The 15,143-nt window shown below is 43.8% G+C and carries 11 protein-coding genes; all 11 read right to left on the bottom strand.

Features of this window, described 5'->3' with window-relative positions; translation table 11 throughout:
* Positions 1-2,522, bottom strand: a 2,522-nt coding sequence (locus tag BM191_RS13500; protein WP_092879036.1) for a type VI secretion system Vgr family protein, incomplete at its 3' end; no start/stop codon positions are given.
* 49 nt (positions 2,523-2,571) lie between these two features.
* Positions 2,572-3,258 (bottom strand): hypothetical protein, encoded by a 687-nt coding sequence (locus BM191_RS13495; RefSeq protein ID WP_143088832.1) that lies wholly within the window; start codon positions 3,256-3,258, stop codon positions 2,572-2,574.
* A 2-nt stretch (positions 3,259-3,260) separates the two neighbouring features.
* Positions 3,261-7,160, bottom strand: a complete 3,900-nt coding sequence (gene tssM, locus BM191_RS13490; protein ID WP_092879028.1) for a type VI secretion system membrane subunit TssM — start codon at positions 7,158-7,160, stop codon at positions 3,261-3,263.
* Between the two features lie 10 nt (positions 7,161-7,170).
* Positions 7,171-8,547, bottom strand: coding sequence for a type VI secretion system protein TssL, long form (gene tssL, locus BM191_RS13485; protein WP_092879026.1), 1,377 nt, complete (start codon positions 8,545-8,547; stop codon positions 7,171-7,173).
* Positions 8,547-9,893 (bottom strand): type VI secretion system baseplate subunit TssK, encoded by a 1,347-nt coding sequence (gene tssK, locus BM191_RS13480; protein WP_092879024.1) that lies wholly within the window; start codon positions 9,891-9,893, stop codon positions 8,547-8,549. Before tssK ends, tssL begins: the two co-directional genes overlap by 1 nt.
* 7 nt (positions 9,894-9,900) lie before the next feature.
* Entirely contained in the window at positions 9,901-10,458 is a 558-nt protein-coding gene (gene tssJ, locus BM191_RS13475) for a type VI secretion system lipoprotein TssJ (protein ID WP_092879022.1), read from the bottom strand.
* Positions 10,459-10,528: 70 nt separating this feature from the next.
* On the bottom strand, positions 10,529-11,014 hold the full coding sequence (locus tag BM191_RS13470) for an Hcp family type VI secretion system effector (RefSeq protein WP_092879020.1): 486 nt from the start codon (positions 11,012-11,014) through the stop codon (positions 10,529-10,531).
* A gap of 145 nt (positions 11,015-11,159) precedes the next feature.
* Entirely contained in the window at positions 11,160-12,629 is a 1,470-nt protein-coding gene (tssC, locus tag BM191_RS13465) for a type VI secretion system contractile sheath large subunit (RefSeq protein ID WP_092879056.1), read from the bottom strand.
* A 56-nt stretch (positions 12,630-12,685) separates the two neighbouring features.
* Positions 12,686-13,216 carry a type VI secretion system contractile sheath small subunit gene (gene tssB / locus BM191_RS13460; RefSeq protein WP_092879018.1) on the bottom strand — a complete coding sequence of 177 codons (531 nt, stop codon included), beginning with the start codon at positions 13,214-13,216 and terminating at the stop codon, positions 12,686-12,688.
* A gap of 935 nt (positions 13,217-14,151) precedes the next feature.
* Positions 14,152-14,340 (bottom strand): hypothetical protein, encoded by a 189-nt coding sequence (locus BM191_RS17240; RefSeq protein ID WP_230479595.1) that lies wholly within the window; start codon positions 14,338-14,340, stop codon positions 14,152-14,154.
* Between the two features lie 49 nt (positions 14,341-14,389).
* Positions 14,390-14,932 carry a fimbrial biogenesis chaperone gene (locus BM191_RS13455; RefSeq protein WP_230479594.1) on the bottom strand — a complete coding sequence of 181 codons (543 nt, stop codon included), beginning with the start codon at positions 14,930-14,932 and terminating at the stop codon, positions 14,390-14,392.
* Between the last annotated feature and the right edge of the window lie 211 nt (positions 14,933-15,143).

Here is a 15,143-nt window from a genome sequence, read left to right as displayed (position 1 = left end):
GGCTCCGGCGTTGGACCTGGCTCCGGCGTTGGGCCTGGCTGCGGCGTTGGACCCGGCTGCGGCGTTGGGCCTGGCGTCGGTATCGGTGGAACCGGAATCGGCGGTATCGGCGGTATCGGCGGTATCGGCGGTATCGGTGGAACCGGAATCGGCGGCATCGGCGGTATCGGCGGCATCGGCACCGGAATCGGCACCGGAATCGGCACCGGAATCGGCACCGGAATCGGCACCGGAATCGGCACCGGCAGCGGAGGTAGAGGTATCGGTAATCCACATCCACCTTCGATAAGTGCCAGTGATTTCAGGGATCCCAGTCCGCAAAGGGCAGCCATTCCTCCGAGGCCAATGCTGCAACCGCCACCGCCACCGCCACCACAGCATTCATCGCCATCTCCGGGATTAATGTGGACCTGCCCACCCTGGATGATGACTTTTTCTTTACCAATGATCTTGATAATTTTACCTGATAGAATCAGCTCTCCACCGGCGCCAACGGCGACTTTACCGCCACCAAATAGAGTCGCTGCTCCGCCGGCTGTCGCCTGCCATGCGCCTCCTACAGTGGTTGCAGAAAGCCCTCCGACAGTCGTGAGATGCGCCCCACCAACAGTTGTCAAATAAGCGCCGCCAACATTGTTCGCACTCAAGCCACAAACAGTGACGGCATGTGCACCGCCGACCGTGATGTCATAAGCGCCGCCAACTTTTAATGTTGAACACCCTTCGACTAACTTGTTACACAGGCCAGAAATAGTGGCGTTAAAATTCTGCCCAACAACCATGCCATAGCAACCACCAATGCTGTAACTGGTATCTTTGCCTATAATATATGAGGCACATTTAGCCACGTTTGATGATAGATCACCGCCGATAACAGCATCACGATTACAACCAACCTGCATAGATGAATTAACGCCGATCGTCTGGCATTCGTTATTTTTAGTCAGGCGGATCATGTCGCGTTCAGCTTGTTCCCAGTAGGTCTCCAGCCCCGGCTTATCTTCAAATCGCACGCCATTGTAGTTCATACAACCACCGCCGATCGTACGACTTATCAGACCACTCTGTGTGGCATTGAACGGCAGAGACCAGGGCGGTTGGGTCACATTATTGTATAAACTACCCATAATTATGGGTCGATCAGGATCGCCATTAATAAATTCAACGATAACTTCCTGGCCAATACGTGGAATATAAATACCGCCAAAACCATTACCTGCCCAGGCCTGACTCACGCGTACCCAGCATGAATCGTTCTCACGATTATTCCCATAGCGATCCCATACAAATCGAATCTTTACCCGCCCATAAGTATCGGTCCAAACCTCTTCTCCTGGCGGTCCAACGACGATTGCACTCTGCGGGCCATTTGTACGCGGCCGGGGGATAATCTGAGGATGACGGTATATTTTGCTAGTGGGCTGGACGGTAAATGAACAGTTAATACTAAACTGATCACTACGGGCGCCCTGATCAATTTCCTGCACCAGAAGATGACTGGAAATCACCATATATTCACGGTTGACCTTACTCACCGGGTAACCTTTTAACTCAAAGTTAGCCCCGCAAACAATGCCACGTATCTCACCAGAACCGAAGGCACGCGATCCTATTGCACCCAGCTCCTCCATTCGAACACGCGCCAGCTGCTCACCAATATTAGGTTGCTCATAGTCTCCGGGCCAGCTGAAAATTTCCATATTATTAAAGCTGGTTTGTCGCGGTTTTATATCCAGTGCAATGATATCAGCACGTGACTTGGTAAAGTCATAATCACTGGTTACCCAGCGACCAGAGGTAATTGACTCTTTATGATGAAACTGGCTGATATACTCCTCACCAGCCTTAGGTGACTCCGGTATATATTCAATGACGCGATATGCCTCACTGGAATAAGCCTTGTGAGCACCAACATGATCAACCAATATGAGTTTATGCTTCTCTTGATTATGTTCAAAAAACCAGTAAATTCCCCACTCTTCCATTAAGCGCTCAATGAAAGCAAAGTCACTCTCACCATATTGCACTTGAAAATCCAGTGCTGGATAAACCGCAGAGAGCCGCTTTTCAAAAGGGAAGTTATATTCAAGAAGTACTTCCTCAATAATATCCAGAACTGTTTTATTCTGAAATATTTTAAAATCTTTGGTTAATGTGGCCAGGTACAACCAGGGGCGAATAACTATTTCAAACATAGCCTGATTAGCATCACGTCCAACATAACATGCCTTTTCAACTATCCCTGAAATTTCACGCTGCCCTTTACCGATACCACAAGTACAGTCCAGGCCGTTACCATCAAGTTCCATAACGACAGTCATCTCTTTACCGATTAAAGCCTTCAAATCAATATTCGATGCCGCCTGCCACGGAATTTGTGGATTATCGGGTGTTTTTATCGTTAGGGTGTAGCTATATAACGTTGAAAATGATTCCTCTCCATCTAATCTGAATAATACTAAAGCAGGCTCTCCCAATAAGCTGGGCATCGCTGCACTTTTAAGCGTAATTGTACGGGACATAATTATACCTGATATATTAAAAAATCACTTAATCATGAATAAAGTGCGTCTAAGATTTTTTTTCATCCGGCCAGTCTAATTTTTGCAGATCAAGTATTTTTCCATCTCTTTTTTGTCTCCATAACCATATTTTTTTTTGACTTAGGATACAGTTAGGCCAGTCTAACCATGGCATCACCTCCACTCCATCTTCACTTTGATAGCGGAAATCAAAATCACAAAGTTGTAGCCGAAGAGAATCTATTTCCCAGCGTCTTCCATTAACATAAATTAATTGCCTGGAGCATCGCATTTTGGGCAACATGCATTGCAACCTTAGGAGCCAGGAATAGATGTTTTTTTTATATTCCTCTTGCTCTCCCCGCGCATCCAATAAAGCTAAAATCCGCATCATAAAAAATGGCAGCGTTTCATTTCCGGCATGCTGAAGAAGGCGAATGACATTCTCTTTCCTGATTATTACATATAAGGCCCCTGGTCGATTTTTTATTATTTGCCACGCAGGAAGAAAAGCCCCCATGATGAAGTGCTGCTGATTGATAGTGTATGCGGGAGAAACGAAGCACCAAGGATAGCTTTCTGATAACGGTAATGGTAGCTGCATATTGAGTGATACATATTGCAACCAACGGCAAAAGTGTAGATCAGTAGATCGATAAATCCCCAGCCTTCGCTGATTGCCAATCGCTGATGGTAGAAAAGTTTTTATGCGCGGGCTAACGAAATTTAACATCATATTTATCTCCCGAAATCGCTGCCAGGGCAGCGAAATTTTCGTAATAGTTCGCCTGGCAGTTGGGCAGATTCATTCAATCCATCAATCTGAATATCAACGCGGCCCGGACCAATCTTCCAGCTCAAAAGCAGGCTTCCATCGTCCTGCTGACGAACGCTATCCGCTGCATCCAGCCAGCGTAACAAAGCCCATGGACCGCGATAGATCAGGTTGCCAGATGCCGACGCATCCTTAGTTCGGATCGGCTGGCTCTTATCATTAAGCCAGCGTAATGCATCCCAATGATCTTTGGGTAAACTGCTTGTAACAGGCGCTGGTCTGGCTTGCTGACTATGCGCAACCATGCTAATGATTGTTCCCTTTTTATTCCCCGGCCATGTAAAATAATGTGTTGTAAGCGGACCATGCGAATAATCAAAATTATCGCCATCCATATTCATATTGAGCTGTGTAATAGAAGGGGATAAATAGCGAATTGAGGCAGAAAAACTGAGCGCTAATTTTTTCCCTTCATTAGCGGTAAGAAATGCATTGCGAATACTGTCAACGTTTTCGAAAAAAGCCAACCCCTTACTGTCCGTCGTTCCTTTAAAGCGCCAGGGGTAGCTGGAAGTATCAACCTTGCCTGCAAGGTGCTCTCTGAACCATGAATCCACTATCCCACCTGACGAAAAAAAACGTTCAAAATCGGCAAGATGAACATTCTTTTCGCTATCAGAAAATGGATAACGCCCCGCCAGAAGATTGCGACAAGTGGCCCCGGGTCCTTTATCAATAGAGTCAACGCTGAGCTGAATAGCGCTGCTTTTCATTTTAGCATTGGAGCGAGTAAGTAATGGAGAAACAATATTTCTTATTGGGTCCGGCCAGGTTCTTGATTCAGCAATAAGTTGGCTGCTTGCTTCGCTGGTAGGGGGTATATCCCCATTTTTTATTTCATCATTATAAATAACCAAACGGGTATACTGTTCATTTAACATTTTCATCAGTCGGGCAAGACCCGTCCCGGATAATGTTTGACCAGCATCGCCCCCTACGCCAGCCGGGCCCGAGCCTTTGACAAAGAAACGCAGAGCACTAAAATTAGCATCAACATTTTTTTTAACCAGTTGCTGTTCATTTTCACTGACTTTCTTAGCGATGTTTTGTGCCTGATCCATTACCCGCCCACGATTCATCTTTAAATCTATACCGTCAAGAATCTTATTGTCATTTGGTGCTAATGTGGTTTCATAGACGACATTATTCAGCAACGTCACCAAAGGAGAATTACCAACAGACAGAGTGCGAAGTAAGGCTATGTTTAACGGCATGTCAGGATTATTGTTTGTGACATAGCTAAAATTACTCAACCTGATATTCGCCAGAAAAGACTGCCAGTAACTGGTGTATTCCTGGAAATAGAGTTTCATAATTTCTTCACGTTGCGCGAACGGATTACTCATTTGTACTTTACGGCCACTTACCCAGTCATCTTCACGTTGCAGCGTTACCAGATCTGTTAAGAATTTTTTTTTAACCAGATGATTCCAGGCTGAACGCGTATAAATACCCGGAATGCCTTGTTGGTTTAGTGCACTCCCTTCCAGAGTAAAAATCTGATGACTATCCTCACCGGTCATTCTGGTAAGAGTCACGTTATCAGGATACTCAGCCATCATGCCGCGCTTTAGCTGTTGCCAGATACGCATCGTCGACGATTTCTGATTCAGTATTGAACGAGCCGATTTAATCAACTCAATATCCGGTTTCTTTATATAGTTATTCCATTGAGGATCATTGAAGATATTGTTTAAATGAAATAAAAACTGCTCACGGCTTTTGTAAAATTGAATTAAATTACTCTTTTCCCACTGATCAGCAATCGCCTTTATCATCCAATCATTTTTTCTATCCCCCTGTCCTGCAAGTATCAGATATAGCTTTAATTCGTTCCATATCTCATCTTCATCGCGGTTCTGTATCGCATCATTCAATGCCTTGACACTTTCTGTCTCAATTTGAGTCAGTAGATAGTGTTGCAAAAAGTAATGATATAACTTATCAGCCCCTTGAAATATTTGACTGCCAGTATAAAGGCCATATCGCCAACCTAAATCGGGATTGCTAATATCCAGATCGTCATATGATGATAATAGCTGAGTTTTATCCAACAGGAGCGGTAATAATTTCTCACCTGGATTTTTAATATAATAGGCAGCCTGTTTATCAAGGTTATCAACTCTAACTTCTATTGTTTTTAAGTAATCTCGATTAAGATAATAGCTTGTAGAAAGCCCTGATATTAGAAAAAGAATACCACCCCATATAAGAGTATGTCCCATGATATTTTTTAACATAAACTTAGATTGCAAAGGCACACTGTATCCGGCCAGGCCCCGATCTTTAACGATCACATCTCTAAATAAACTATTTAAAAAATAACTTTTCCCCCAAAATGAGTGATTTAGCAATCCCTCATCATCCTTTTTATCCAACAGTGATGACGGCGTTGTCGGATTATCATTCTCAACTAAATTAGTCCACTTCCTTAATAGCGTACTATTATTGAGTAATCTTACGGAACCGGCCTGACAACTGCTATTAAAATAAACACCCCTGAGAGTAGAATTAAACTGAGTATCATCATAACGGGAAGCGATAAAAATATTTCTGATAACCTCAATAACTTTCTGCGCCAATAGATGAAAATCCTGAGGAAAGGCATACATATTCTTACGGTCGCTTACATCATATTCTTCTTGCAGACGTAAATACATCACGCTGCTAATGCGCTCCTCTAATAAGGAAAACTCATTATCAAGCGTCGTTTTCAGTTCATCCGTTGTAATTGTCTTCCCTTGCTGCCAGGGCAGAGTTACTCCCCATATCTGCTCGCGCTCTGCGGCTGTGAGATTACGAAAGTATTCTTCAAATCCGGTTAAGAGATCTAACTTGGTAATCGTCAGGTAAACGGGAAAGTGCTCACCGGTTTGCTGACGTAATTCGTACAGTCTGGCACGCAAGGTCGCTGAAATTGACAGCAGTTCTGACGTCGTTCTGTTCAGGATATCCGCAGCGGAAAGTGCCAGTATCACGCCACTAAAATTACACTCTAACTGATGTTTCCTGAGCGCTTGCGCCAGATAATCCCATTCCTTCTGAGAGCCATCATCAACCTGGGTGTATTTTCCTGCAGTATCAAGAAAAATTGCGTCATTGGTGAACAAACATTCACAGCTCTCAGTTGGCGGGTTCTCTTTGTCTTTGCGATTCAGCTGCTCTGGTAAAGGAAACTCCTGACCTGAAGAGAATAACATTGTTGTTTTACCGCAAGCGGGTGTTCCCATCACTAAAAACCAGGGAAATCTCTGGCGCGTGTTAATAAATAAAAAGCGCTGCCATAAAGGTGCAGTCCGATGGATACGCTCCATATAGCGAATCCCCTGCTTAATGATGGCGCTGATCATCTTCTGATCATTATCAGATTGCTGCACCTGTGGCTTACTTTTTATAAACCTGTCTAGCAGTGCGGGGTTTATTGTCATTGCCCGCAAAAGACACCATAGCGAATATAATAACGTCAGCGTAAGAATAACGATAATAATAGCCAGACGAACGCCCATATCCTTCAATGGATAACGGCTCCCGGTTACCAAATAAGGCCCTATAATCCAAATAGAGACACTTAATATCAGGGCAATTGAAATAAATACTGGCAAACGGAGCCAGCAAATTAGAAATAATAAAAAAAGAGTGAACAGGAGTATAATCCGGCTATCTATCGGCTCCAGCGGGCGAACATCACCAACCCCCAGCATGGGACCTAAAAACCAGATAGCAGCACCAAGCAAACAAAAAAAAGCTATCAACAAAAATCGCTTTAGTCCCTGCCCACTGAATAATCTATTAAATACTGACATGACTAATCCATTAGTAATTGACAAATATTTCCACACGTCGGTTTTTGGCCCGACCTTCAACCGTTTTATTACTGGCTAACGGATTTTGATCTCCATGCCCTTCGTACCGAATATTGCTGGCGGGTATGCCTGACTGTTGAAGATAGCGTGCGATATTTTCTGCTCGTTTTACCGATAGCACCTGGTTATCAGGGAATCCCGGCTTATTGATAGGCATTGAATCTGTATATCCCACCACCAACGCTCTCCCTTTAACGCGTCGTATCTCATCCGCCACACGTTGTAAAACTGGACGCATGCGAGGTAAAACCGAATCGCTGCCGACGGCGAACATGGAATCCCCCCGAAATGTCACCACACTTTGTTTATCTGTTTCCACCACCATGACGAGTTTCTGGGCGATCTCATTTTTTAACAAAATAGCAAGGCGCAATCGCATGGGGGGTGCAATCTGAGCAACAGGAAGTCTTTCCAGACTCTGCATCTGGTGCTGTATACGTAATTCTGGCTGCATAAGAAAATACTTGAGGGCTATGAAGCTCCCGGCAAGTAATACGCCAGCAAATAACCATGAAACTCTCAGCGGAATATAAATACGACGGCGCTGTTTACCGGTTCTCAGCGGCAATCCGTGAGCAGAGAGATGATCCGGCGCGCTGTCTCTCATACTTTGTAGCAACGTCAACAGACGCTGCCGAATACGGGTCAGCTGCCGTTCACCGTTCTCAATAATGCTGTAGCGGCCTTCAAACCCCAGCCCCAGAATCCGCAGTAATATTTCCAGAACATCGTCAAACTCCCGTGGATTCATTGAAAGTCGGCCTACGAGCAAAAAGAATTTATTGCCCCCGTCATTATCGCCTTCGAAATGATTAAGAAGATTACTCTGCGACCAACCTGATTCAACGCCCCAAGGCCGACCGTGAGCAGCCTCATCTAACGAAGTACACAGGCAGTAACGGACGATAGCCATTTTTTTCCACGAAATATCCGCTTCGTCACAGACAACGCTAAAGAGCGAAACCTCATTCTTCAGCGCTTGTTTTAGCAGCCATACCTGCTCTTTACTTTTGACGACTTCAGGCATTTCGCTCAGGGCACGTAGCAGCGGCTGAGCAGCCTCCAGTAGCGGTTTTTCAGATGCGGTCACCTTTGCAACTCGCTGCTGTACGCTGGCAGTGCGCAACTGATTGACATCGTAAAGTGAAGATAGCTGTGCGCTATCTGCATCGCTGGCCCCTCGGTTGCTACCCGGTCTGGCAAAATTAAAGGGATCGCCATGATCGAGCAAAAAGTCTCCCTGCGATTGCGAGCCGGTTTCACTTAGGGTGCCAGACGAAAAAGCAGCGAGCTCATCGGCAATATTAGGTTCATTACTCACGGCCATTAGTCCCTGATTCCCCAGAGTTCCATTTTCAAGCTGGGGAAATCACCTGCGACGTGTATAGCAATTGCACCTGTACTGGAAACTTTTTCCCAAAAAGGTCCCGCTTTATTTAGTTCAAAGTAGACATAACCCGAACTGTAGGGGATCTGTCGCGGAGGAACGGGCAAAGCGCTTATCTCAAGGCCGGGTAAATGCGACCGCACCAGCTCACGCAGTTGTTGAGGAGCGCTAATTTTTGCCTGAGCAGCATACTGATGTTGTAATACATCCATTGGTATTTGCGCGGTAACCGCCAGTACAAGGTTAGAAAAACTGCGCAATTCTGCCGGGAGTAAGGTTGCGGACCATACGCCATTGCCCCGTGGTTCGAGCGTAATTAACTGACCTGCGCGCACGAGAATCTGATTTAACAGCTCATGCACCTCGTCAACCAGAGGACGGATAGAGGCGTACAAATCGGCGTGTTCATAACCCGGCGCTTGCCGGGGCCGACGGGTCTTCACCCGAATAAACGTGGATAATTCACCGGCAAATTTCGCCAGCTCCTGATAGAAGGTGATCGGAGGGAGTTCAGGTATATGACGGAAGTGATCAAATATTGGCTCGTATTTATTAAAGATCTGTAATAACAAATAATCAACGATCTCTGCACTGGCGCTGGCTTTACCATCGCTATTCGATAACCGCATCGCCAGCATGTCGGCACGCATTTTAACCAGTCCATTCAGATGAATAAGCCATTCGCTTAACAAATCATTTGCGGCATAACCGGTAATTGGCGGTATATAATCATCAGTATGTAACAATACGCTCCCATCTGGTTGAATAGCGCGAACGCGCGTTAATGGCAGGCCAATCCAGGACTCGGTCATTTCTCCTTCAGAAACCAACCTTAATCGCAGCTGAGCCAGCTGTACCGGTTTAGGCCCCTGTCTGATAGCGTTGGTGTCGTTTAATTCTTCTTCTTTTGCACTGAAGCGGGCCAGCGAGCCTATATCGTTACCATCAAAAATAGTTTCATCGCTATTATCCAGACGTAGCGGGACCGCCAGATAAATGAGCTTGCCTAAATGTTCAGGCAAAATAGTTAGCGGATCTGGTAAGGCTGCATGCCCGGGAATATCAAAGGGAGTACCATCGGGCAAGACTCCGGATCCTGAACGCAAAACCAGCTTACCGTAAGCCAGCGCTTCACGATCGACCTCATACTGTGAGAACCCCCAAAAAAAAGGCGTGATCGTCGCCGCTCGCTTATGGGAAAAATATTCATGGTAACGTTCTTGCTGCTGAAAAAGCTGTGGACGCAGGAACAGTCCTTCACTCCAGACGACTTTATTAGTTCTCATAGTCAAGTCACTTTTTTATCGAAGTTGTCAAATATTCCAGATGGACGGTGAGCTCCGGCTGCCAAATTTCCTCAATTGGCCAAAATATACGGTACCAGGGTTCTTTTGGTTTCCGGGGTATTGGGTAAACCACCTTCCATACGGAGTGTGTAATATCGCGATACTCCGTTACTATTCCCAACATCTTATTTTCTTTGTTGAAAGGCAGTCTGAGTTTTATCTCTTCAGCGGGAGAGATGATATATTCACCCATTTTCTCAGCTCCAGATACATTATCCTTATTACTAATTTCTTCCTGGTTGTAAATATCTCCGGCAAAAAAGGGATCATGTTCTTTTAATGGATAAATTATCACCTTAACAGGACTGGCATTACCATATTTATCTGGATTTATGTTATTTTCAGCCTGTAATGTTATTATTATTTCTTTAATTTCGTTTTCTTTTTCAGAATCATTACGCGAAGAGGAACAAGAAAGAAGCATAAGACAAGATACAATTGCCATCACTTTCTTCCAAATACCATTTTTAAAAACATCAGCTATATTATTTTCTCTTATCCGCATTTAGCTTACCGCTCTTCGCTACTATAAGCATAAACCCTGCGGCGAAGGCCGCAGGGATAAACTCACAACATCAGGAGTTCAGGTTCGCTTTAACATCATAGCTGGCAGAAATAGTACCAGATTTATGACCCTCAGCATTTTGCATAACATAATCCTGCGTCATCTTCGTAAAGGAGAAACGTACGCTTTCACGCGGACGGGTTTCATCTTCGATAGAACCAAGCATTTCAACATGTGTAATGATGACATCAGTAAATTTAATGCTCAGGTATTCAAGTGGATTACCACCCGCCTTACGTACAACAAACTTCACATTCTTAATATGCTTACCGGACAAACAATAGTTCAGAAGGTTCGGACTGGCCTTATCGGTATAATGCTCAAAGCGGAAATCAGAGACTGTAGCTTTACCAGACCCACCACCAGAACCACTGTGCATATTAGAATGCTGTGAAACATCCCATCTCCAGGCAAGAACCTGAATTTCATCTTTATGTGTGGAATCTAACGACTCACCGTCAATTCCATCGATCTTAATAAACATATCTTGAGACATAGCATCCTCTTCTATGACATTGATTAATATTCCCAAAATAGATTTTGGGTGAGGGTAGTTATTATGCTTAAAAACATAATAACTATATTTTTCCTTTCAGAAAAAATATTATTTAAAAAATAGACCGCGAGTAATTTATATAAAATTATGCCACATCTTTCAGCGATGGAAGTTTAGCTACCATTCGCAATGACACGGTTAAACCTTCCAGCTGAAAATGTGGGCGCAGGAAAAATTTCGCCTGATAATATCCAGGGTTACCTTCCACATCTTCTACAATAACTTCAGCAGCGGCCAGGGGGCGACGAGCCTTATTCTCCATTGTCGAGTTAGCAGGATCCCCATCGACATAGTTCATAATCCAGTCATTTAGCCAGCGTTGCATTTCATCACGTTCTTTAAAAGAACCAATCTTATCGCGCACAATACATTTCAAATAATGCGCAAAACGTGAACAAGCAAACAAATATGGTAGCCGTGTGGATAAGTTGGCGTTCGCTGTCGCGTCAGGATCGTAATATTCCGCAGGCTTCTGCAAGGATTGAGCGCCAATAAACGCAGCGTAATCGGTATTTTTCCGATGAACCAAAGGAATAAATCCATTTTTGGCTAACTCCGCCTCACGGCGGTCAGAGATAGCAATTTCAGTGGGGCATTTCATATCCACACCGCCATCATCGGTTGGGAAGGTATGGCAGGGAAGCCCCTCTACAACACCACCACTTTCAACACCGCGAATCAGAGTACACCAGCCATGCTCTTTGAAAGAACGATTGATATTTACTGCCATTGCATAGGCGGCATTCGCCCAGACATATTTACTATGATCGGCACCATCGGTCGTTTCTTCAAAATGAAAAGCATCAACCGGGTTAGTACGAATACCGTATGGTACACGTGCCAGGAAACGCGGCATCGCCAGACCAATGTAGCGGGAGTCTTCTGACTGACGCAGTGAGCTCCATGCCGCATATTCGAGATTTTGTGTGAAAATTTTCGTTAAATCGCGCGGATTTGACAGTTCCTGCCATGAATCCATTTGTAATACGGTTGGTGATGCACCGGCAATAAACGGAACATGAGCTGATGCGGCTACTTTCGCCACTGAGGTCAGCAGATCGACGTCAGGCGCTGAATGGTCAAAAAAATAGTCAGCAACGAGGCAACCATAGGGCTCGCCACCGAGCTGTCCATACTCTTCTTCATAAATCTTTTTAAATAAAGGGCTTTGATCCCATGCCACCCCTTTGTAGCGCTTCATGCTGCGACGCAGATCATCTTTTGAGATATCCATAAAACGCAGCTTCAGCTTTTCATCGGTTTCAGTATTAAATACCAGATGATGCAAGCCACGCCATGCACTCTCCAACGACTGGAATTCTCCATGATGAAGAATCAGGTTAATCTGCTCAGAAAGCTTACGGTCTATCTCCTCAATAATTGAGGCAATACTTTTATAGGCATCATCAGAGACGGTGACAGTGTTAGCTAAAGCTTGTTCTGCTAATGTTTTAACGGCACCCTCGACGGCCGCTTTGGTTTGCTCTGATTTTGCTTTGAATTCCTTACTGAGTAATGAGTTAAATGCATCGAAATTAGATGCTGACTCTTCCATTACTGGACTATTCTGCACTTTTACATTTTTTGATGCTGACATAATTCCCTCTGCTCTTATTTTTCCTGAGATTCGCCGACCTGATTTTCAGAATTTTTGGGTGCAGCAGCCAGCGCTTTTAATAGAGCTTTATCCTGAAGTATATTCATGACCAAATCTTCTGCACCTGATTTGCCATCCATATATGTCTGTAAGTTTGCTAACTGCGTTCGTGCATCCAACAATTGTGATAATGAATCAACTTTTTTGGCTATAGCATCCGGAGAAAAGTCATGCATAGATTCGAAAGTCATATCCACCATCAGATGACCTTCACCGGTTAATGTATTAGGTACGGCAAAGGCTACCCGAGGGCGCATTGCTTTCATACGCTCGTCAAAATTATCAATATCAATATCCAGAAAATTTCTGTCCACAACAGAGGGAAGAGGTTCCAAAGGCTTACCTGATAAGTCAGCAAGCACTCCCATTACAAAGGGTAACTCTACCTTTTTTTCTGCACCGTATATTTCTACGTCATATTCAATTTGTACACGAGGGGCACGGTTACGCGCAATAAATTTTTGAGAATTTTTTTTACTACTCATAATATGATTTCACCATGTTATATTTCTCAGAAATAAGAATATCCCTTAATTTACTTAATAAGAAATCAAGAGGGGAAAAGCACTATTTTCACTATTAATTACAGATCGGCTCAATATCTGGCAATGCCCAAACATCGCCAGAAGTTACAACTCACGAAACTTTTTCATAATAGCTGGCACTATAATAATGCGTCACATCATTACCTCCTGAAGGAATAACATATAGTTGAAAACTACTATGACCATCGATATATCTGCCTGGCGAATTTATCCCGTATCTGTACAGGCTGAAATATCGCTTATTCAGAATAAGGGTTCGGCACTCCATCAGGATCATAATTGCACTAATGCTGTTTACCCTGGCTATCATTAAAAAACGTCTGAGACTTACTATTACCGCCACCATTATGATTAGAACGTGCATGCAATGAGTTAAATTTCGGCTTATTAATAAATACACAATGACCAATAGATATGTTACCGAATAAGAATATCCTTTTTTCAATTGATCGTTGAGCTTACAACTTGCTATCACCCCATCACGAAAATGACGTAGACAGTGATTAAATGTGATCGAATAGTGTCTGAATGCACAGCGTTTTCTCCAGTGGCTATACTGATTATCAGTAAGGTAAAGCATCATGCTATCCGGTAAATAAGGCGATGACATGACAAATAGCCGATCGCACTGCCTGAGATTAAAAATTCACAACGGTTTCATTGTCTTTATCGCTCAAAAAAAACGCCAACCCGGCAGTCGTTCAGCTATGGCGATGATGTAAAGGATAACCTGACAACGTGAACGACAGAACATTAGCACAACGTTTGGCATCTTCGCTCATGCCCACGAAAAAAGGAAAAATCACGGCAAGACGCCCTTTAATTTCGACTTCAATTAGCGAAGCCTTTTATGAAAATAAGTATTTCTCAAAACTTCACACTTTTGGCTTAGGTAAATTAATAATTTGCTGGCTCAGAAAAAAACCATTACCTTGTGGAGAAAGCTTTATTCTTAACACCGCACCATAATCATTTATTAGCCCATAATCTCTATGCATAATTTCTTTCCACTTGTTTATTTTATTTTTCGGATAAAATACTACAGACGAAAATTGCGCCACCATTTTAACATCTAACCCTATTCTTTCACTCTGAGCTTTAGCAGTGTATTCATCAAAGTATAAAATAATAGGGTTTGGTATTATTTAATTTTATACCAACCCCGTTAACAGGGTCACTCACCGCCTGCCATTCAAGTTTTTTCCTTTCGTTAGCTGAATTACTCTCCGGGAGAGCATCCCGGCGATAGAAGATTTTAACTTTTGTCAGGAAGGCCAGCGCAAACTGTTGTTTATCTGGTGACGAAGTCGACGGCAGTGGATTTTCTGACATGTTCAGCCAAAGAACGGACTCCTTGTTTTGAGGTAATGCCATGCCATTATAAGATAACCTGACATCCTGCCCTTTACCCACCTCCAGACGATAAACTGAAGGGATAACAATAAAAGAAATCCTGGCATCATTCAGATTGGTGGTTTGCGAATCGTTATCAATCCAAACCCGCACTGACACAGGCTTAGTACCGTTATTATTCGTCCAAATATTCACTTCTTTTTTAGCCTGCGGAAAAATAATACGCGTTCCGCTGATAGTCATTGAAGCAATAGCAGAGAAGCTGCCCGCCAGCATTGCAAGCACGAGTAAAATCGTCTTCATCTTCATTATACCTCCTTACTCCACACTACCAGCTAAACGCGCTGCCAGCTTGTCCCTTTAAAATATATTAATATATCCAGCCGAATATTTTACATTAGCATGCGACCCCATCAGAGATCGTTCAGGCCGGTAGCCTGATCCCTATTTACGCTTATGCACATAAACCTCTGTCTATATTTAAAATATCATAATTAAAACATGTTAATCGACA

It is taken from the genome of Izhakiella capsodis, assembly GCF_900115045.1.
GTDB classification, from domain to species: domain Bacteria; phylum Pseudomonadota; class Gammaproteobacteria; order Enterobacterales; family Enterobacteriaceae; genus Izhakiella; species Izhakiella capsodis.
The sequence above is the reverse complement of the archived record's forward strand: the minus strand, read 5'-3'. Positions and strand labels throughout refer to the sequence as shown.